This window comes from Pseudomonas sp. B21-017, assembly GCF_024749245.1.
Taxonomy (GTDB): domain Bacteria; phylum Pseudomonadota; class Gammaproteobacteria; order Pseudomonadales; family Pseudomonadaceae; genus Aquipseudomonas.
The window spans coordinates 4,375,937-4,393,736 of record NZ_CP087194.1 but is presented as its reverse complement, the minus strand read 5'-3'; the positions used below and the strand labels follow the sequence as shown (position 1 = coordinate 4,393,736).

The 17,800-nt window shown below is 61.3% G+C and carries 19 protein-coding genes and 1 pseudogene; 13 read left to right on the top strand and 7 right to left on the bottom strand.

Annotation, left to right across the window (positions count from 1 at the left end):
* Positions 1-11: 11 nt before the first annotated feature.
* The 4 genes from codB to LOY28_RS19880 form a co-directional block, all read right to left on the bottom strand.
* A complete protein-coding gene (codB, locus tag LOY28_RS19895; protein WP_064618988.1) occupies positions 12-1,283 on the bottom strand; it encodes a cytosine permease in 1,272 nt (423 codons plus the stop codon).
* Positions 1,284-1,578: 295 nt separating this feature from the next.
* Positions 1,579-2,409, bottom strand: a complete 831-nt coding sequence (locus tag LOY28_RS19890) for an alpha/beta fold hydrolase (protein ID WP_258612409.1) — start codon at positions 2,407-2,409, stop codon at positions 1,579-1,581.
* A 260-nt stretch (positions 2,410-2,669) separates the two neighbouring features.
* Complete coding sequence (queD, locus tag LOY28_RS19885; RefSeq protein WP_007933061.1) at positions 2,670-3,026, bottom strand: 6-carboxytetrahydropterin synthase QueD; 357 nt, start codon at positions 3,024-3,026, stop codon at positions 2,670-2,672.
* Between the two features lie 85 nt (positions 3,027-3,111).
* On the bottom strand, positions 3,112-4,191 hold the full coding sequence (locus LOY28_RS19880; RefSeq protein ID WP_111454121.1) for a patatin-like phospholipase family protein: 1,080 nt from the start codon (positions 4,189-4,191) through the stop codon (positions 3,112-3,114).
* A 279-nt stretch (positions 4,192-4,470) separates the two neighbouring features.
* Between LOY28_RS19880 and LOY28_RS19875 the strand changes: the two genes are divergently transcribed.
* From LOY28_RS19875 to LOY28_RS19845, 8 genes and pseudogenes are all read left to right on the top strand, one after another.
* Positions 4,471-4,779, top strand: coding sequence for a PepSY domain-containing protein (locus tag LOY28_RS19875; protein WP_064618979.1), 309 nt, complete (start codon positions 4,471-4,473; stop codon positions 4,777-4,779).
* On the top strand, positions 4,779-5,084 hold the full coding sequence (locus LOY28_RS19870; protein WP_018925373.1) for a PepSY domain-containing protein: 306 nt from the start codon (positions 4,779-4,781) through the stop codon (positions 5,082-5,084). The genes LOY28_RS19875 and LOY28_RS19870 overlap by 1 nt, the downstream gene beginning before the upstream one ends.
* A gap of 3 nt (positions 5,085-5,087) precedes the next feature.
* The gene (locus LOY28_RS19865) at positions 5,088-5,756 is read left to right on the top strand and encodes a response regulator transcription factor (RefSeq protein WP_018925374.1); all 669 of its coding nucleotides are present in this window, start codon (positions 5,088-5,090) and stop codon (positions 5,754-5,756) included.
* Entirely contained in the window at positions 5,753-7,066 is a 1,314-nt protein-coding gene (locus LOY28_RS19860; RefSeq protein ID WP_018925375.1) for a sensor histidine kinase, read from the top strand. Before LOY28_RS19865 ends, LOY28_RS19860 begins: the two co-directional genes overlap by 4 nt.
* Positions 7,067-7,259: 193 nt before the next feature.
* Entirely contained in the window at positions 7,260-8,576 is a 1,317-nt protein-coding gene (locus LOY28_RS19855; RefSeq protein ID WP_167331173.1) for a Na+/H+ antiporter family protein, read from the top strand.
* A gap of 91 nt (positions 8,577-8,667) precedes the next feature.
* Positions 8,668-9,492, top strand: a pseudogene (locus LOY28_RS30175) (cache domain-containing protein); the annotation flags it as partial.
* Between the two features lie 36 nt (positions 9,493-9,528).
* Positions 9,529-10,350 (top strand): methyl-accepting chemotaxis protein, encoded by an 822-nt coding sequence (locus tag LOY28_RS30170; RefSeq protein ID WP_370695268.1) that lies wholly within the window; start codon positions 9,529-9,531, stop codon positions 10,348-10,350.
* A gap of 208 nt (positions 10,351-10,558) precedes the next feature.
* Positions 10,559-10,717 carry a metallothionein gene (locus LOY28_RS19845; RefSeq protein ID WP_018925378.1) on the top strand — a complete coding sequence of 53 codons (159 nt, stop codon included), beginning with the start codon at positions 10,559-10,561 and terminating at the stop codon, positions 10,715-10,717.
* A gap of 71 nt (positions 10,718-10,788) precedes the next feature.
* Here the strand turns inward: LOY28_RS19845 and LOY28_RS19840 are convergent, their stop codons facing one another.
* Positions 10,789-11,016 (bottom strand): DUF6555 family protein, encoded by a 228-nt coding sequence (locus LOY28_RS19840; protein ID WP_018925379.1) that lies wholly within the window; start codon positions 11,014-11,016, stop codon positions 10,789-10,791.
* A 145-nt stretch (positions 11,017-11,161) separates the two neighbouring features.
* Here LOY28_RS19840 and LOY28_RS19835 point away from each other — a divergent pair, with 145 nt between their 5' ends.
* From LOY28_RS19835 to LOY28_RS19825, 3 genes are all read left to right on the top strand, one after another.
* Positions 11,162-11,950 (top strand): helix-turn-helix domain-containing protein, encoded by a 789-nt coding sequence (locus LOY28_RS19835; protein WP_018925380.1) that lies wholly within the window; start codon positions 11,162-11,164, stop codon positions 11,948-11,950.
* Positions 11,951-12,046: 96 nt separating this feature from the next.
* Positions 12,047-12,220 (top strand): DUF1427 family protein, encoded by a 174-nt coding sequence (locus LOY28_RS19830; RefSeq protein WP_007933035.1) that lies wholly within the window; start codon positions 12,047-12,049, stop codon positions 12,218-12,220.
* Between the two features lie 29 nt (positions 12,221-12,249).
* Complete coding sequence (locus LOY28_RS19825; protein ID WP_018925381.1) at positions 12,250-13,206, top strand: zinc-binding alcohol dehydrogenase family protein; 957 nt, start codon at positions 12,250-12,252, stop codon at positions 13,204-13,206.
* A gap of 93 nt (positions 13,207-13,299) precedes the next feature.
* On the opposite strand, the gene LOY28_RS19820 is transcribed toward LOY28_RS19825, so the two are convergent.
* The gene (locus tag LOY28_RS19820; RefSeq protein ID WP_258612408.1) at positions 13,300-14,334 is read right to left on the bottom strand and encodes a purine nucleoside permease; all 1,035 of its coding nucleotides are present in this window, start codon (positions 14,332-14,334) and stop codon (positions 13,300-13,302) included.
* 24 nt (positions 14,335-14,358) lie between these two features.
* Positions 14,359-15,315: a nucleoside-specific channel-forming protein Tsx gene (locus LOY28_RS19815; RefSeq protein WP_258612407.1), complete on the bottom strand. Its 957-nt coding sequence runs from the start codon at positions 15,313-15,315 to the stop codon at positions 14,359-14,361.
* Positions 15,316-15,623: 308 nt separating this feature from the next.
* Between LOY28_RS19815 and selD the strand changes: the two genes are divergently transcribed.
* Positions 15,624-16,658 (top strand): selenide, water dikinase SelD, encoded by a 1,035-nt coding sequence (selD, locus tag LOY28_RS19810; RefSeq protein ID WP_138867956.1) that lies wholly within the window; start codon positions 15,624-15,626, stop codon positions 16,656-16,658.
* A complete protein-coding gene (gene mnmH, locus LOY28_RS19805; RefSeq protein ID WP_258612406.1) occupies positions 16,658-17,761 on the top strand; it encodes a tRNA 2-selenouridine(34) synthase MnmH in 1,104 nt (367 codons plus the stop codon). The genes selD and mnmH overlap by 1 nt, the downstream gene beginning before the upstream one ends.
* The last annotated feature ends 39 nt before the right edge of the window (positions 17,762-17,800 follow it).

The window sequence follows — 17,800 nt, the reverse complement described above, 5'->3', positions numbered from 1 at the left end:
GGCGAGTCCTTTTAGAGATCTTGTAGTGGTGCTTCGGCGGTACGGGCACCCAGTACGCCGGTCAATAACACATACGTTAGCGCGGCAGTGGCAATCCCTACCAGCGGCGCGATCCACGGCGAGCTGAATGCTGCGACGGTGCCGACCGCATAAGCGCTCAGGCCAGGCCAGTTGAACGCCGGCAACCGGGCATCGGCCAGGCGTGGATATTGCCCACGGTAACGGAAGAAAAAGTCCGCCATGATCACCCCGCCAATCGGCGGAATCACCGTGCCCAGCAGAATCAGGTAAGGCACCAGCATGTCGTACATGCCCAGCAGCGCCAGCAGCGTGCCGATCACCGCGCCGGCCAGGGTCACGGTTTTGCGCCGGCCGGTGCGCAACAGATTGCAGCCGGCGACGGCGAAGTTGTAGATCGTGTTGTCCTGGGTGCTCCAGATGTTGAGCAGCAACATCGCCATCGCGGCCATGGCGAAGCCTTGCAGCAACAGCACTTCGACTACGTCCGGTTGCTGATAGACGATCGCGCCATAGGCACCGATCAACACCATCAGGCCGTTGCCGATGAAAAAGCCGATCAGGCTCGCCAGCACCGCGACTCGCGCCGAACGGGAGAAACGTGTCCAGTTGGTCGCCTGGGTCGCGCCACTGACGAAGGTGCCGAACACCAGGGTAATCGCGGTCGACCAGTCCAGTGTTGCCGTCGGCACCACGGCGAGCAAACCCTCGAGCCCGCCGACCTTCACCGTCGCGACCCACATCGACAGCGTCAGCAGCAACATCATGGCGGGTACGGCGATGTACGACAGAATCTCCAGCCCGCGATAGCCGATGTACGCCGTGGCGCAAAAGCCCAGGCCGAACAGCACCATCAGCCCCAGAACGGTGCTTTCATTCAGTTCGAAATATTTGCCGAGTACGACGGCTGCGGTCGCGGTGCCCCAGGCGTACCAGCCGATCTGGGTGAAGCCGAGGATCAGGTCGCTGAGCTTGCTGCCCACTTCGCCGAAGCAGAAACGGCCCATCAACACCGAATTGAGGCCGCTTTTGAAGGCGATGTAGCCAAGTCCGGCTGCGTAGATTCCCAACAGCAGATTGCCGGCGATGATCACCGCCAGCATCTCGCTGAAACTGAATGCCACCCCGAGCTTGCCGCCGGCAAACATGGTCGCCGTGAAGAAGGTAAAACCCAGCAGCACCATGGCTGTGGAGGCGAGCCCCTTGCGGGCATGCATCGGGACTTCGCTTAAAGGGTAATCGTTGCCCGGATCGTTCTGCGTCATGTGGCATTCCTTGCTGGATGGAGGACGCGAGGGTGTTGCAGTGCTCGTGCCAATGGCGCGAGGGTGTTGTTCTTTATAGCCGAGCCGGCGGATTTAGCCTGAAGAGGGGCACGAAAGCAGTGCGGCAGTGGTTCAAATTGGAACGCAGCAATCAGGTAGTCACAAAGTCCTGTGGCGAGGGGGCTTGCCCCCGTTTGAGTGCGTAGCGCTCACAAGATCTTTGGTATATCAGAGATTTTGGGGCCGCTTCGCGACCCAACGGGGGCAAGCCCCCTCGCCACAGGGTCTCCGTCGATCAGGCGTTCTGTGCCAACGGCAAAAACCGCAATATCGCCGCCATGATCGCCTCCGGTGCATCCTCCTGCACCAGATGCCCGGCATTCGCAACGGGATGAAACTGCGACCCCGCAATCATCTGATGCAACGCCCGCCCGCGTTCAATGGGAATCCACTGATCGTCTTCCCCCCAGAGAATCTGCACCGGGCAGCGAATCGTCGGGTACAGCGTTTCGATCTCGCGGGTATAACGCTCATCCATCTGCGCGATCTGCCGATAGAACGCCGCTTGCCCCGGATCACCCAGCCAGGGCTGCACGTAAGGCGCCAGCTCCTGATCGGAAATCTCGCGCTTGATCGCGCCACGAATATAGGTCGGCACAATCGCCCGTTGAATGTAATCAGGCAGCCCGCTGAACGCCGCTTCATGCTGACGCACATGCTGCACGAACGGCGAACCCCAGGGCGACAGCGCCACCGGGTCAATCAGCGTCAGGCTGCGGTAATCCTTGCCATTGAGCAGATGCGCGCGCAACACAGTGGCGCCGCCGAAATCGTGGGCTACCACGTCTGGCCGTTCCAGGCCCCAGTGCTCCAGCAATTGCGCCAACAGTTGGTTCTGTACGCCCAGCGACACATCGCCGTCCGGCTGTGCGGACTGCCCGTAACCCAGCAAATCGAAGTAATACACCCGGTGCGTGGTGATGAAGTGCGGCGCGATCCTGTGCCACACATGAGAAGAGAAGGGCGTGCCATGCACGAACACCAGCGGCGGACCGTCGCCACGTACGGCGTAGCGAACGGAGTGCCCGTTGAAACGATAGGTCTGAGCCAGCGGCCAGTCAGTCATGGGTGCGTCCTCTTGGCGTGTGCGAGCCCAAAAGCATAGGCATAAAAAAACAGCCATTGAAGGCTGTTTTTCATATCACTGACGAAACGCATTTTCCTGGTGGGAGCCCTGTGGCGAGGGGGCTTATCGGAACGCCGCATCGCCCCGTTGGGTTGCGAAGCAGCCCCAAAATCTCTGATATACCAAAAATCTTGTGAGCGCTACGCACTCAAACGGGGGCAAGCCCCCTCGCCACAGGGATTTGCGTTGCTTTAGGCTGTTTACTCACCGCGATAGATGCAACCACTGGTGCAGGTCTCGTGGATGCGGATCGCGCTGAGTTCCGGCAACAACGGCTTCAACTCATTCCAGATCCACTTGGCCAGCACTTCGCTGGTCGGGTTTTCCAGGCCGGGAATGTCGTTCAGGTAATTGTGATCGAGGCGCTCGTAGAGCGGCTTGAAGATCTCTTTGATTTCCGAGAAATCGCGGATCCAGCCGGTGTGCGGATCGAGGTCGCCGCTCAGGTGAATCGCCACTTTGAACGAATGACCATGAAGGCGGCCGCACTTGTGGCCGTCCGGTACGTGGGGCAGGCGATGGGCGGATTCGAAGGTAAATTCTTTGAAGATTTCCACAGTGATGTTCAGCTCTTTCAGGTGGCGATCGCCGCGGCGATGTGGGCAGGTGGCGAGTTTACCAGAGCTCCGGGCAAAACACTGACTAAAGGGTCAGCAAGCGCTCGCCGAGGCGACCGTTGGCGGTCAGTTCAAGGAATTCATCGCCCAGGCGACGGCTTTCATCCATCGTTGCGCGCCAATACTTCTGTCGGCTCGGGGCATCGCCCATGAAGCGCTTGAAGTCGTTGCGGTCCGGCAGCTTGCCGTAGGGCAGGCGTGCCAGGTATTCCTTCGACGGGGCCAGCAGCAGAACATCCTGCAAGCGCTCAGGGCAGGCGCGGCGCCATGGCAGCGTCTTGTCGAACCAGCCGGGGATCACCCGGTCGGTGAAGTGCGGATACAGCACGATGTCGTTGCCGCTGTAGGGCAGGTCGAGGTGATAGTCCAGCAGACCACCATCGCGGAACGTCCCCGCGCCGGCCCCCGGCAAGTCGCGTACGCCTTGCATGACCATCGGGATCGAACCCGAGGCCAGCAGGGCCTGGCGCAGGTTGCCGGCATTCAGTGAGATGAAGCGCGACGGGAAGTCGTTCAGCGCGTTGACCGGTGGTGCCAGGCGCGGGTCGTGGATGATCAGCCGCTCGAAATGCCGCGACAGCCGTGAACGACCGCGCAGGTTGTCGGCGATCACTGACGACAGGCCCAGCCCCAACCGGCCGCGATGATCGTCCGCCAACAGGCCGTGGCTTTTGACCACCATGATGTTCAGGCGGTAGTGGGCGTTATCCAGAATCGCGGCATCGCGGCCGTCGAGCAAGTCATCGAGCATGCGTCGGGAGCTCTGGCTGATCTGCGCCATGGTCACGCCTTTGGCGAAGTTCTGCTCGGTGTACAGATGACCGAGGCGGCGGATGCCTTCGGCGGCATCCGGCAGGCAGGCGCTGGCGAACCGCCAGGAACCCACCGAGGCGCCGATCAGCGAACGCTCCCGGGGCGCCGCCGGCAGCCATTCGCCAAACAGCGCCAGGTCCAGACCCTGAATCCCCAGCGCTTTCGGGCCACCGGCGGCGCCCGGCAACGTGCCCACATCGGCAGCGTTCAAGCCGTTGGCACGGATGCGCGCCAGAGCACGCGGGCCGGCCTTGAGGGTCAGGGAAGGGAACTTGATGTGGATAGCGGTCATACCGGTCTCGATGTCTGGCAAGCAGGGATTATAAGCACCTCTTGGGCTGCGATTGTCCCCGATCAATGCAGGAGCTGCCGAAGGCTGCGATGCTTTAATCTTTGGCTGCGTCATGCACGCAAAAAATCCAAATCAAAAGATCGTCCGATCGCGGCCCGAGCCTTCGGCAGCTCCGGGTTATGCGTAAGCTATTCCCAATGATGGCAATTCAGTTTCAGTTAAGTTCGAATCGCTAAGGTCGCGCCGTCGGCAACACATAAGAAAATACGGAGCCACCCCATGAAAATCCTGACTGCCCTGTTCACCGCGTCCCTCATCTGCCTGACCGCCAGCCTCGCTCATGCCCGCGACCTGGGTCCCGACGAAACCCTGAGACTGCGCGACGCTGGTACCATTGTGTCTTTCGAGAAGCTCAACGCCACCGCTCTGGCCAAACACCCCGGCTCGACCATCACCGGCACCGAGCTTGCAGAAGAGTACGGCAAGTACAAATACCAGATGGAACTGCGCGACCCGCAAGGCATTGAGTGGGATATGGAATTGGATGCGGTCAGCGGGCAGGTTCTCAGGGATCATCAGGATACGTAATGAAGGTGCTTTCATTTTCAAGCATGGCGCTGGTGCTTCTGGCTTTTTGCTCGGTGGCCGTGGCCCGCGACCTGGATCAGGACGAAGCCCTGCGCCTGCGCCAACAGGGCGTGATCCTGCCGCTGGAGCAGCTCTTGCAGCAAGCGCTGGACCGCTATCCCGGGGCCAAGTTGCTGGAAGCCGAGCTTGAAGAAAAACACGACGTCTATGTTTATGAAGTCGAGCTGCTGACCGCCGAAGGCGTGGTGCGCGAGCTGGACGTCGATGCCACCACCGGCCACGTGCTGAAAGACAAGGAAGATTGATCGATGCGTTTGCTCCTGGTGGAAGACCACGTGCCGCTGGCCGACGAATTGATGGCCGGCCTCAATCGGCAAGGCTACGCCGTGGACTGGCTGGCCGACGGCCGCGATGCGGTGTACCAGGGCAGCAGCGAGCCTTATGACCTGATCATCCTCGACCTCGGCCTGCCGGGTTTGCCGGGGCTTGAGGTGCTGGCGCAGTGGCGGGCCGGTGGCTTGGCCACGCCGGTGCTGATTCTCACCGCGCGCGGTTCCTGGGCCGAGCGGATCGAAGGCCTCAAGGCCGGCGCCGACGATTACCTGAGCAAACCCTTCCACCCCGAAGAACTGCACCTGCGCATTCAGGCCTTGTTGCGCCGCTCCCACGGCCAGGCCAATCAGCCGACACTCAAGGCCGCCGGGCTGCACCTGGATGAAGGTCGCCAGTGCGTGACCCGCGACGGCGCCGACATCCAGCTCACCGCCGCCGAATTTCGCCTGCTGCGCTATTTCATGCTGCACCCCGAACAGATCCTTTCCAAAAGCCACCTCGCCGAACACCTCTATGACGGTGAAACCGAGCGCGACTCCAACGTGCTAGAAGTCCACGTCAATCACCTGCGCCGCAAGCTCGGCCGCAGCGTGATCGAAACCCGTCGCGGTCAGGGTTACCTGTTCGGCGGGCAAGCCCAGTGAGGTCGATCCAGCGTCGCTTGAGCCTGGGCCTGATCAGCGTGATGGTGATCGTCGGCCTGGTGCTGGCGCAAACCAGCCTGTGGCTGTTCGAAATGGGTTTGCAGCGCTACCTCGAAGCCGGGTTGCGCAACGACAGTGAAAACCTGCTGGTGGCGCTGGTGCGTGGCCCGCAGGGGTTGCAGCTGGATGAGCGCCATCTGTCGCCGGCCTATCAGCGCCCGTTTTCCGGGCACTATTTTCGTATCGACTTTGCCGACAGCCATTGGCGCTCCCGCTCGTTATGGGATCAGGACCTACCGCGGCTCGAACACCCGGGCCTGAACAGCAACCTGCAACTGGGGCCGGAAGGGCAGCAGTTGCTGGTGCTGCGTTCGGACTACCGGCGGCTGGGCCAGGCGATTTCCATCAGCGTCGCTCAGGACTACACGCCGGTGCGCGAGAGTTTCTGTCGCATGCAACAAGTCGGTCTCGGGTTGGGGCTGGCGGGGCTGTTGCTGATTTTGCTGTTGCAACGGATCACCGTGCGCCGCGCCTTGCGCCCGCTGGAAAAGGCCCGCGAGCAAATCGCCCAGTTGCAGCAGGGCCAGCGTTCGCAACTCGACGAAGCCGTGCCGGTGGAGCTGGAACCGCTGGTGGCGCAGATCAACCATTTGCTGGCCCACACCGAAGACAGCCTCAAGCGCTCGCGCAATGCCTTGGGCAACTTGGGGCATGCGTTGAAAACCCCGTTGGCGGTGTTGTTGAGCCTGGCTTCCAGCGAGAAGCTCGATGCGCACCCGCAGCTGCGCAAGGTGATTCAAGCGCAACTGGAGCAGGTCCAGCAGCGACTCAATCGCGAACTCAACCGCGCCCGGTTGTCCGGCGATGCACTGCCGGGTGCGTTGTTTGATTGCGATGCCGAGCTGCCGGGGTTGCTGGCCACGCTGAACATGATTCACGGTGAACACCTCGACCTGAGCTACCGCGCACCGGCCGGTTTGCAACTGCCGTGGGATCGCGAAGATCTGCTGGAGTTGCTGGGCAACCTGCTGGACAACGCCTGCAAATGGGCGGATGCCGAGGTTCGGTTAAGCGTGGTTGAAACGGCTGAAAGTTTTCAGTTGAGCGTGGAAGACGATGGGCCGGGGATTCCCGAAGACCAGCGAGACCAGGTGTTCAGCCGCGGTACACGGCTTGATGAACAGACCGATGGGCATGGATTGGGATTGGGCATCGTGCGCGACATCGTCGACACGTGGGGCGGGGTGTTGAGGCTGGAGGAAAGCGAGTGGGGCGGCTTGAAAGTGATGATCGAACTGCCCAAACGCTGACACAGAGCGGAAGCCAACCCATAACCCTGTGGGAGCACAATCCGTTAAATATCGGCAATAGCCGTTCGCTTTGACAAGGGGACGATGCTGCGGCACAGTGCGCGCCCTCTAATAAAACCCTCTCTTCAATCCGCTGGCGGCGCTTGTGCGCACTGCCGGACGGACTCTTTCCGCTTGCCTTGAGGTAACGATGATTAATGCAGTAATTGCCGCGGTCGGCATCATGCTGATACTCAGCCTGTCCCGCGTGCATGTGGTAATCGCGCTGATTGTGGGCGCGCTGGTCGGTGGTTTGACCGGTGGCCTGGGGATCGATGCGACCCTCAAAGCCTTCAACAGCGGCCTCGGCGGCGGGGCGACAGTGGCGTTGTCCTACGCCTTGCTCGGCGCGTTCGCCGTGGCCATTGCCAAGTCCGGCCTGGCCCACGCCCTGGCGGATAAAGCCCTGGCCATGGTCGATCGCCAGCACGCCAACGGTGGCGGCAATGTCAAATGGCTGCTGATCGGCCTGCTCTGGGTGGTGGCCATCGCCTCGCAGAACATTTTGCCGATTCATATCGCGTTTATCCCGTTGCTGGTGCCGCCTCTTTTATATGTGCTGACCAAACTGCAACTGGACCGGCGGTTGATCGCCTGCGTGATGACCTTCGGGCTGATCACGCCGTACATGTTCCTGCCGGTGGGCTTCGGCAACATCTTCCTCAATGAAATCCTGTTGGCCAACGTCGCCCGTAGCGGGGTGGACATCAGCGGCATCAACGTCACCCATGCCATGGGCATTCCGGCGCTGGGCATGGTGTTTGGCCTCGCGGCAGCCTTCATCAGCTACCGCAAGAAGCGCGTTTACGACCTGGAAAAGATCGAGCAAGTCGAACAGGTCGCGGTGCAGTACAACCCCTTGAGCCTGATGGTCGCCGGTCTGGCGATTGTCGTGGCGTTCATTATTCAGCTGTTGCTGGACTCGATGATTATCGGGGCGCTGGTGGGCTTCCTGATCTTTTCGGCGTCGGGCATCGTCAAGTGGCGTGAAACCGACGACCTGTTCACCGAAGGCATGAAGATGATGGCGATGATCGGCTTCATCATGATCGCCGCATCCGGTTTTGCTGAAGTGATGAAAGCCACCGGTCATGTGCAGACACTGGTGGAGTCCTCGGCCTCGTGGATCGACCACAGCAAAGGCATCGGGGCGCTGTTGATGCTGCTGGTGGGCCTGTTGGTGACCATGGGCATCGGCTCGTCGTTTTCCACCGTACCGATTCTGGCGGCGATTTTCGTGCCGTTGTGCGTGCAACTGGGCTTCAGCCCAATCGCCATCGTGTGCATCGTCGGCACGGCCGGCGCGCTGGGCGATGCCGGTTCACCGGCGTCGGACTCGACCCTGGGCCCGACCTCCGGTCTGAACATCGACGGCCAGCATCACCACATCTGGGACACCGTGGTCCCGACCTTCCTGCACTACAACCTGCCGTTGCTGGCGTTCGGTTGGGTGGCGGCGATGGTTCTGTAACCACTCTACCTTGTGGGACCGCGTTCAACTTTTGATCTGGCGTGCCGTTATAGCCTTTAACCACGCCAATAAAATCAAAAGAGTGAACGTCATGCGCATGAGCCTGAAGGCCAAAGTCCTGTCCCTTGCCGTCCTCCCGGTGTTGCTCTTTGCGCTGGTCATCAGCCTGACCACGCTGTTCATCCTGCAGGAACAGGCCCGTAAGGAAGTCGAGGAAACCCGTCAGCGCCTGCTCAGCGATGCCAAGGCAACCCTGCAAAGCTACGTTGCCGTGGCCATGACCGCGATCAAACCGCTCTACGACGCGGCCGCTCCCGGCGATGACGCGGCGCGGGCGCAGGTGATCAAGTTGCTGTCGAGCATCACCTACGGCAAGGACGGCTACTTCTTCGGCTACGACTCCAACACCGTGCGCCTGTTCAAGGCCAACAGCCCCGAAGGCGTGGGCCAGAGCTTCAAGGACAACCGCGACCCGAACGGCATCTACGTTAACCGCGACCTGGTGAAAGTCGCCAAGGACGGTACCCACTACCTGCAATACAGCTCGCCACTGCCTGGTAATACCCAAGTACAGGTGCCCAAGCTCGGCTACACCGAATACCTGTCGAAGTGGGACATGGCGGTCGGCACCTCGGTCAACCTCGACGGCATTGAAGCGCAAGTGGCGCTGGTCGAGATCAAGGTCCAGGAACGCATGCAAGGCGTGGTGCTGAGCATTGTCGGGATTGCCGTGCTGGTGCTGTTGGTGATCGCCGCGGCCGGGATGCTGCTGGCCAATACCATTCTGCGTCCGCTGAACCTGATGAAAGCCAACCTCGACGACATCGCGGCGGGCGAGGGCGACCTGACCCGGCGCCTGACCATCACCAGCCAGGATGAACTCGGCGAACTGGCCGGCTCGTTCAACCGTTTCGTCGACAAGATCCACGGCCTGGTGCGGCAGATCACCGAAATGACCTCGCAACTGACCGGGCTGGTGAATCAGGTTTCCGATCAGGCCCAACGCTCGGATCAGGCCATGGAGCGCCAGCGTCACGAGACCGATCAGGTGGCCACGGCGATCAACCAAATGTCGGCGGCGGCCCAGGAAGTGGCCAAGAGCGCGCAAAACGCCGCGGTCGCTGCCCAGCAGACCGACGAAGAAGGCCAGGCCGCCAAGCGCGTGGTGGCCGGCAGCATCGTGAAGATTCATGCACTGGTGAACGACATTCGCAGCAGCGGCGTGTCCCTCGACAGCCTGCAGAAAGACGTGTCGTCGATTGTCAGCGTGCTCGGGGTGATCCGTTCGATTGCCGAGCAGACCAACCTGCTGGCGCTCAACGCCGCCATTGAAGCGGCCCGCGCCGGTGAGGCCGGACGTGGTTTTGCGGTGGTTGCCGACGAAGTGCGGGCGCTGGCCAGTCGCACGCAAATCAGCACCCAGGAAATCCAGGGCATGATCGACCGCTTGCAGGCCGGCACCCAATCGGCGGTCGAGTCCATGCGCCGCTCCAGCGAGGCCGGCGACGGCACATCGGCCCAGGCCAACGAGGCCGGGGCGTCGCTGGACGCCATGGCCCAGTTGATCGGCACCATCAACTCGATGAACGCGCAGATTGCCAGCGCCGCCGAAGAGCAAACCGCCGTGGCCGAAGAGATCAACCGCAGCGTGCACCAGATCGCCGTGGCGGTAGACAGCGTCGCCGACGAGACCCAGCGCGGCGCACAAACCTCGCGCAGCCTGGCCGATCTCGGTCAGCGCCTGGGGCAATTGGTCGGGCAATTCCGTATTTGATTGATGTCGCTGAGAGAGTTATGCGATCTGTAGCAGCTGCCGAGCCCGCGAGGCTGCTGCTACGGGGGAGCCACATCGCGACTACCCTCAATAGTAAGCAAACTCCGTCCAGGCATCTGTTTGAACCGGTTTCTGCAACGGGCGGTCATTTGCTTCAGGTGCCGCGCACCCGCGGCACCCGGACGACCCTAACCATGGAGTCAGACTCATGAACGACGGTACCTGCGACTGCCCGAAATGCTCCTGCAAACTGGGCGATCACCCCATCGTGCGTCACGGCAAGCACTATTGCTGTGAAGCCTGCGCCCACCATCACCAACACGGCGAAGAATGCTCCACCAAAGGCTGCAAGTGCGCTAAGCCCTGACCGCTCACCCAAAAAAGTGGAGCCGCTGCGGCTCCACTTTCAGTTTGAATATTCACTCTCCCTTTCAAAGCTCAACTCGTCGGCCGCCAGGTCACATTCTCGACGCCGAATTTTTCCGCCACAGGTTTGCTGGTCTTTTGCACCCGCTCACGGCCAAAACGCGGGATCCGGCCTATTCCGGCGTCGCAACTTGCCCAGTGCCAGGCTTCTGCGTTGTCCATTTTGTCCTGGCGGATGATGAAAGACTTGGGCTTGCCATGAAGTGTGTATTCAATGACGAAAAGTTTTGCGTTGTTCATAAAACCTGTATTCCTCCCTGTTGTAATAGAAGGATCGCCAGGCGCGCGAAAAATTCAGTCGGATTGTCAGTCGGTTACAGCGACTGGCGACACGTCGCAGGCCTCGCTACCATGGAGCCTTTCCGCCCCTCAATGATCCTAGCCTATGGCCAAGGCCGCACCCCCTGATTTAAGCGATACCGATGTGCCGGTGCAACCGCTGGCACGTACTTACCCGCGTGGGTTGTATATCGAGCCTCACGAACATGTGTGGGGCCAGTTGCTGTACGCGATGAGCGGCGTGATGTGGGTCGAGACACCCCATGAAGCACTGGTGGTGCCGCCGCAACGGGCGGTCTGGCTGCCGCCGGGTGTGCCGCACGGGATTCGCGTGGTCTCTGACTTGCAGATGCGCAACATCTACCTGCGGCCGTCATTGGCGGCGACACTGGACGACAGTGTGCAAGTGATTGAAGTCGGCGGCTTGCTGCGCGAACTGATCGTCGGGTTGGTGGAGCAGGGCGACGACGGTGCCCCGGATTACTACGACGCGCTGGTCGGCCTGGCCTTGCTGGAGCTCAAGCGCGCCCGGCGCTCATTGCTGAAAATACCGCTACCGGACGATTCCGACCGGCGGCTGATGAACCTGTGCCAGGCGGTCATGGCCTCACCGTCGCTGGACATTCCCTTCGAGCAGCACGCCGAAAATGCCGGTGCCAGCGTGCGTACCCTGGCGCGGTTGTTCAAGGACGGTTTGGGCATGGGCTTCGCCGAATGGCGGCGGCAGGTGCAACTGGCGACCGCGGCGGCCGAATTGATTCAGGGCGTACCGGTCAGTGCGATAGCCCGGGAACTGGGTTATTCGCCGAGCAGCTTCAGCGACATGTTCCGCCGGGAACTGGGTGTCGCGCCTTCGCAGTTTTGCGTGAGCCAGCAACGGGGCGGCGCTGCGTAAAAAGCGCTTTGGCCGACATTCAGAAGTACTTGGCCGACGTCCGTGGCGACCTCTCTCTAGACTCTGCGCATACCCCCTTATGCCACGGAGTCTGTCATGAACTACCTTATCTCGTTGGGTATCGGTCTGGGCGTCGGCCTGCTCTATGGCGCGCTGGATTTTCGTTCCCCCGCACCGCCGGCCATCGCGCTGGTGGGCCTGCTGGGCATGCTTGCCGGTGAGCAGTTGTGGCCCTTGGGTCGGCAACTGGTGGCGGGCTGGATCTCCTGAAACCTCTTATCCATTTGGTGGAAATGCCCATGAAAGCACTGCAATTCGACAAAACCGGCGACCTCTCGGCCCTGCGCTACGTTGAGGTGCCCACCCCCGTTCCCGGCGCTGACGAAGTGCTGGTCCAGATCAAGGCGGCGGGCCTCAATCCCAGCGATGTGAAAAACGTACTGGGGCGCTTTCCCTACACCACATTGCCGCGGATTCCCGGGCGTGATTTCGCCGGCATCGTCGTCGAAGGCCCGCAGGCGCTGATCGGCCAGGAAGTCTGGGGCACCGGCCGGGAGCTGGGCTTCTTTGCCGACGGTTCCCACGCGCAATTCGTCAAACTGCCAGCCAATGGCGTGGCGCTGAAGCCGACGCATCTGAGCTTTGCCCAGGCTGCCAGCCTCGGTGTGCCGTACACCACGGCGTGGGATGCGTTGGAACGCAGTCTTGTCACGACCGGAACGCGGTTGTTGGTGATCGGCGGCGGGGCGGTGGGCAGCGCAGCATTGGCGCTGGCCAAAGTCCGGGGCGCCCAAGTGCTGGCGGCGGCGCGGCGGCCAGAGCAGGTCAAGGATTTGCAGGCTCAGGGTTATCAGACGCTGCAACTGGATAAGCCTGAGGACCTGGGCGCACAGGTCAACGCCGTGTATGCCGGCGGCGCCGATGTGATCTTCGACACCACCGGTTTCTGGCTACCGGCCTCGGTCCCGGCGCTGGCCGCGTTCGGTCGCATCGCAATCATCGCCGCGCCGGCGGATGGGCATGTGCAATTGCCGGCCCTGGCGCTGTATCGCAAGGGCGGTTCGGTGGTGGGGATCAATTCGTTGCTGTACGGGGTTCAGGCGTGTGCGGCGATGCTCGAACAGTTCGGAAGCTTTTTCGATCAGGGCCTGTTGCCGTTGCCGGAAGGGCTAGTTGAATCGCCGTTGGCCGAGGGGCTGGAACGGTATGCCGAGGTGAATCAGGGCAGTGGCGACAAGGTGATTTTGTTGCCGTAAAGAGCTTCGCGGGCAAGCCTCGCTCCTACAGGTTGGTGTCGATTTCGAACCGTAGGAGCGAGGCTTGCCCGCGAAAGCGTCCTCAAGCCGAACTCAAACCTCAGGCACGCCTTTCTCCCAAGCCGACCAATTCTTTAAAATCTCCTGCACCAACGGATTCCCCGTGCGGTACAGGTTCTCCAGTGCCGGCACAAACCCGCCCTGATCGGCGTATTTGAGCAGGTTATCCACCTCGCTCTGGCCCGGCGCGGGCCGGTCGAAGTCGGAACCGGCGCGTACCACCGCCAAACGGCGGACATCCACCAGACCTTCGCGACTGGCCCGCAGCAGTGCCTCGTAGGTGGAGTTGTCTTCCTGCTGAGTGGTGCAGTAGACACCTTCGTTGTTGGTCAGCAATTTTGTCCAGACTTCCGCCCGCTCACTCAAGCGCGTCCCGGAAAACCAGGTATTGCCCGCCAGCGTGTCGCACTGGGTCACCACCGGCGGCTGATTGGCCGGGGCCGACGGATACTTCAAGCGCCACGCCGCCGACTCCTTGCTCTCGCTCAGTTCGACCTTGTGGCTCAGGGCGAAGGCTTTGGCCTGCAACTTCGGATTGAGTTCGAAGACTTCGGTCTTGTAATCCAGCGGCGGTTTTTCGTTCGGGCCTTTGGTGTTGATGCCCAGGTAACCGGTCGGCCAGTCTTTCGGCGCGTCCCGGGAGTCCAGTTCCCACTGGGTGCCGAACTCCACCAGGTAGTGCGCCCACGCGGTGGTGCCGATGGTCCCGTGTTTCGGGCTGATGCCGGCAATCCCGGCGATCAGGAAGTAACTTTTGCGCAGGTCGAATTTCGGCGACAGCGCCAGGGCCAGGGTTGAGGCCGCCGCATTGGTCTGGCCCATGCCGGTGACCATCAGGCATACCTGTTCGATGTTGCAGCGAATGTTCGGGTACTCGGCGGAGAGGCCCGGTACTCGCACTTCCTGCTTGAGTTCCAGGCGATCGATCCAGTTCTGCGCCTCGGGAGCGAACATAGTGATCAGCATCACTTTCGGCTGGATCGGCGCTTCTACCGCCCAGGCACAGGAAGAGAGCAGGGTGCTTGCCGCAAAACCGACAGACAGGGAAATACGCGTCATTGCTTTCATAAAACCTCCTGATTCAAATGAGCCTTAAAACTGATAGCCGACACCGGCGTAGTAACCCCAGCCGTTGGAACGGGCGCGGAAGTCGCCGTCGCCGAAATTCAACTCACTGCCGTCCTCCCAGTTGCCGCCGTTGTGGAAGTAACGGCCGACCAGGGTGAAACGCAAGTGGGTGAAGGCGTAGAGCAACACGTTGGTGGCCACGGTGGCATTGGCGGTGCGGGCCGGGTTGTCCTTGTGCAGATCGGAGCCGAAGTCGAAGTTGGTGAAACCGATGTAGGTCAACGAAGCGCCGTTGCTGAAACTGCTGATGGGCACGATGTATTTGAGCTGGGCGCGGTAGCCGTCCCACGAATACTCGTTGCTGGCGCCATAGTTTTCCCACTGGTAGCGACCGTAGAAGTTGGCCGACAGGTTGACCCGCGAATGGGTGTCGATGTCGGTGCCGAGGCCGCTGTACAGCGTGTTGGCGCGGTTGGCACTGTTGCTGCCGTGGTCGTAGATCCAGTCGAACGCCACGTACCATTCCTTGAACGGCCCGACGGCCAGGCTGCGGCCGGCGAGGTAGTCGATGGAAATCCGCGGTTCGTGCTCCATGAACACTGGCGAGCCGTGGTCCCATACGCCTTTGTCATGGCTGTTGCCGATGTCGAAGATCTTCGGAATGTCGATGTAGCCGTACAACTCGAACGGCCCCTTGCGGCCGAAGTACTCGTATTCCAAGTAGATGTCGTCGGCCGGTTGCGGGCCGAAACTGATGTCCTTGCTGCCGATGACGGTCAGGTCCTGATTGAACCAGTCCGACAGGTACGCGCCTTTTTTTGGTGGGTTGGCTTCAGGGCTGAGGGCTTCGCCCTGGGCGGATTCTTCGGTGGTGGCCGGTTGGGCCAACGCGGAGCTGCTGAGTAGTCCTGTAACGCTGGCCAACAGCAAGGAAACAGCAAACGTGCGCGAGCAAGTCACGCGACTGGGGGTGCAATGCATTAAAAGTCCCTTTTCGTGCGGATCGAAGCCCCGGTGGTGCGGGCTTGTGCGGTTTAAGTGGCGAACAGGCCGGTATCGGCGGCTCGCAAACGTTTGCATAAGCTATACCAATTTTCGCAATGCGCTGAAAAGCCGGAGGAATTGGCGGTTTTGCTGTCCTTTTGGTCAAGGATTTCGAGGGGCGGGGGAAAGGCGGGGGAGCTGAATGCACCAAAGTGAGTTTCGCTGCACAAAGATCGTTCTTACGCGGCTTCTGCCAAATGGGGTTGCTGTAGAATCCTCGCCATTGACTTCACAAGGTGCATCCCATGAGCGAGCCGATACGTCTGACCCAATACAGCCACGGCGCAGGTTGCGGCTGCAAGATTTCGCCCCAGGTGCTGGAGGTGATTCTGGCCGGCAGCGGGGCGCAGAACCTGGACCCGAAACTCTGGGTTGGCAACGCCTCGCGCGATGACGCGGCGGTGTATGCCATCGACGAAGAACGTGGCGTGGTGTCGACCACTGACTTCTTTATGCCGATCGTCGACGACCCGTTCGATTTCGGCCGTATCGCCGCCACCAACGCCATCAGCGACATTTACGCCATGGGCGGCGATCCGTTGATGGCGATTGCGATCCTCGGCTGGCCGGTCAATGTGCTGGCGCCGGAGATTGCCCGGGAAGTGATTCGCGGCGGGCGGTCGGTCTGCGATGAAGCGGGAATCCCCCTGGCCGGCGGCCATTCCATCGACGCACCTGAGCCGATCTTCGGCCTGGCCGTGACCGGACTGGTGGAAAAGCGCCACATGAAGCGCAACGACACCGCCACCGCCGGATGCCGGCTCTATCTCACCAAACCCTTGGGCATCGGCATCCTCACCACCGCCGAGAAAAAGGGCAAGTTGCGCAATGCCGACATCGGCCTGGCCCGCGACTGGATGTGCACCCTGAACAAACCCGGCAGCCGTTTTGGCAAGCTCGATGGCGTGACCGCAATGACTGACGTCACCGGTTTCGGCCTGCTCGGGCATCTGGTGGAAATGGCCGACGGCAGCAACGTGACCGCCCGCATCGGCTATGACCGTGTGCCGCGCCTGCCGGGCGTCGAGTATTACCTCGATCAGGGCTGCGTGCCCGGCGGCACACTGCGCAATTTCGACAGCTACGCCAGCAAGGTCGGTCGGCTCCAGGAGTTGCACAAACGCGTGCTCTGCGACCCGCAGACCAGCGGCGGTTTGCTGATTGCAGTCACGCCCGAAGGCGACGCAGCGTTCCTGGCGGTGGCGGCCGAACTTGGGCTGGCCCTTCAGCCGATCGGCGAACTGGTTGAGCGACAGACCCACGCGGTTGAGGTGGTTTGATGTCCAGAGACTTCACCGATTACCGCGACATCTTCCTCAACGACCGGCCGATGATGGATGTGCGCGCGCCGATCGAATTCCTCAAGGGCTCATTCCCTGGTGTGGTCAACCTGCCGCTGATGAATGACCACGAGCGGCAACGGGTCGGCACTTGCTACAAGCAACACGGTCAGCAAGCAGCCATCACGCTGGGGCATCAATTGGTGGCCGGCGCGACCAAGGCCGAGCGTATCCAGGCCTGGGCCGATTTTGCCCGGGCGCATCCGGATGGCTATTTGTATTGTTTTCGCGGTGGGCTGCGTTCGCAGATCACCCAGCAGTGGCTCAAGGACGAAGCGGGCATCGACTATCCGCGGGTCGGTGGCGGCTACAAGGCCATGCGCACCTTCTTGCTCGACACGCTCGACCAGGCCGTTGCCCAGTGCGATTTCGTTTTGCTGGGCGGCATGACCGGCACCGGCAAGACCGAGGTGCTCACGCTATTGAGCAACGCGCTGGACCTTGAAGGTCATGCCCATCATCGCGGCTCCAGCTTCGGCAAACGCGCCACCGGCCAACCCTCCAACATCGACTTTGAAAACCGCCTGGCCGTGGACGTGCTGAAAAAGCGTGCCAGCGGTATCGAGCAGTTTGTGCTCGAAGACGAGAGCCGCGCGATCGGCAGTTGTGCGCTGCCGTTGCCGCTGTATCAGGGCATGCAGCAGTTTCCGATGGTCTGGCTGGAAGACAGCCTGGAAGGGCGCGTCGAGCGGATCCTGCGCGATTACGTGGTGGATTTATGCGCCGAGTTCACCGAGGTGTATGGCGATGAAGGCTTCGCGCTGTTTTCCGAGCGGATGTTGGCGAGCCTGAACAATGTCCAGAAACGCCTGGGCGGCGAACGCCATCGGCGGATGCTGACCTTGATGGAAGACGCGCTGGCGGAACAGGCCAATAGCGGCGCGGTGGACTTGCACCGGGGCTGGATCGAAGGGTTATTGCGCGAGTATTACGACCCGATGTATGTGTTTCAGCGGGAGAAAAAGGGCGCGCGTATCGAGTTTGTCGGGGAACGGAGCGCCGTTCTCGAATATCTGCGGGAGCGGGGTAAACGGCGGGGGTAATGTTGTTTTTGCTGGCCTCATCGCGGGCTTGCTCACGAT

What these genes read in the sequence shown, in the direction of transcription:
- codB (WP_064618988.1), bottom strand. Translation starts at nt 1,283, where the DNA reads ATGACGCAGAACGATCCGGGCAACGATTACCCTTTAAGCGAAGTCCCG.
- LOY28_RS19890 (WP_258612409.1), bottom strand. Translation starts at nt 2,409, where the DNA reads ATGACTGACTGGCCGCTGGCTCAGACCTATCGTTTCAACGGGCACTCC.
- LOY28_RS19880 (WP_111454121.1), bottom strand. Translation starts at nt 4,191, where the DNA reads ATGACCGCTATCCACATCAAGTTCCCTTCCCTGACCCTCAAGGCCGGC.
- LOY28_RS19875 (WP_064618979.1), top strand. Translation starts at nt 4,471, where the DNA reads ATGAAAATCCTGACTGCCCTGTTCACCGCGTCCCTCATCTGCCTGACC.
- LOY28_RS19870 (WP_018925373.1), top strand. Translation starts at nt 4,779, where the DNA reads ATGAAGGTGCTTTCATTTTCAAGCATGGCGCTGGTGCTTCTGGCTTTT.
- LOY28_RS19865 (WP_018925374.1), top strand. Translation starts at nt 5,088, where the DNA reads ATGCGTTTGCTCCTGGTGGAAGACCACGTGCCGCTGGCCGACGAATTG.
- LOY28_RS30170 (WP_370695268.1), top strand. Translation starts at nt 9,529, where the DNA reads ATGACCTCGCAACTGACCGGGCTGGTGAATCAGGTTTCCGATCAGGCC.
- LOY28_RS19845 (WP_018925378.1), top strand. Translation starts at nt 10,559, where the DNA reads ATGAACGACGGTACCTGCGACTGCCCGAAATGCTCCTGCAAACTGGGC.
- LOY28_RS19840 (WP_018925379.1), bottom strand. Translation starts at nt 11,016, where the DNA reads ATGAACAACGCAAAACTTTTCGTCATTGAATACACACTTCATGGCAAG.
- LOY28_RS19835 (WP_018925380.1), top strand. Translation starts at nt 11,162, where the DNA reads ATGGCCAAGGCCGCACCCCCTGATTTAAGCGATACCGATGTGCCGGTG.
- LOY28_RS19830 (WP_007933035.1), top strand. Translation starts at nt 12,047, where the DNA reads ATGAACTACCTTATCTCGTTGGGTATCGGTCTGGGCGTCGGCCTGCTC.
- LOY28_RS19825 (WP_018925381.1), top strand. Translation starts at nt 12,250, where the DNA reads ATGAAAGCACTGCAATTCGACAAAACCGGCGACCTCTCGGCCCTGCGC.
- LOY28_RS19820 (WP_258612408.1), bottom strand. Translation starts at nt 14,334, where the DNA reads ATGAAAGCAATGACGCGTATTTCCCTGTCTGTCGGTTTTGCGGCAAGC.
- LOY28_RS19815 (WP_258612407.1), bottom strand. Translation starts at nt 15,315, where the DNA reads ATGCATTGCACCCCCAGTCGCGTGACTTGCTCGCGCACGTTTGCTGTT.
- selD (WP_138867956.1), top strand. Translation starts at nt 15,624, where the DNA reads ATGAGCGAGCCGATACGTCTGACCCAATACAGCCACGGCGCAGGTTGC.
- mnmH (WP_258612406.1), top strand. Translation starts at nt 16,658, where the DNA reads ATGTCCAGAGACTTCACCGATTACCGCGACATCTTCCTCAACGACCGG.